Origin of the sequence: Streptococcus oralis SK610 (assembly GCF_000257455.1) — a bacterium.
In the GTDB taxonomy this organism is placed as follows: Bacteria; Bacillota; Bacilli; order Lactobacillales; family Streptococcaceae; genus Streptococcus; species Streptococcus oralis_CB.
Genome location: NZ_AJKQ01000004.1, coordinates 1 through 691, shown reverse-complemented (window position 1 = coordinate 691; position 691 = coordinate 1). Strand labels below are relative to the sequence as shown.

Annotated in this window: 1 pseudogene; it reads right to left on the bottom strand. The window is 49.5% G+C overall.

What is annotated here, in order from left to right:
• Positions 1–691: pseudogene (locus tag HMPREF1115_RS03535) on the bottom strand (YSIRK signal domain/LPXTG anchor domain surface protein); the annotation flags it as partial.

The following is a 691-nucleotide window of genomic DNA, read 5'->3' as shown; positions in this document are numbered from 1 at the left end:
GAGTCATGGCCTGGAGTGAAGGTCACTTTACCTTCTTGGACCTGACCTTGCAGACCTTCTGTCTTATCTCCTGTACCAGTTGGAGTCACCTTAGTAAACTCTGGACTGTAAGTCGCAGTCACTGGGGTGCCGTTCTTATCTACACGTTTCACTGTGACTGGATCTGGGCTTCCAACAAACTGTTTGTCTGGAGTGAAAGTTACCGTTCCGTCTGGCGCAATCGTGTAAGTTCCTTGACCAGGAATCACTTTTTCTTTGCTTCCATCTGCGAAGGTTGGTTCGACTGTTTCATCAATTGGAACCAGTGGGTCGCCACCTTGGAAGGTTGGGGTTCCTGTTTGTGGAACACCCTGAGGGCCTGTGCTAGTTGCACCAGTTCCTATTGGTGTTACCTTGGTTACTGTTGGGGTATAAGTCGCAGTGACTGGGGTGCCATTCTTATCTACACGTTTGACTGTGACTGGAGCTGGGTTTCCGACAAACTGTTTGTCTGGAGTGAAGGTTACAGTTCCATCTGGCGCAATAGTGTAAGTTCCTTGACCTGGAATAGACTTCTCTTTGCTTCCATCTGCGAAGGTTGGCTCTACCGTTTCATCGATTGGAACAAGTGGGTCGCCACCTTGGAAGCTTGGAGTTCCTGTTTGTGGAACACCCTGAGGACCTGTGCTGATTGCGTTAGTGCTGGTTGGTG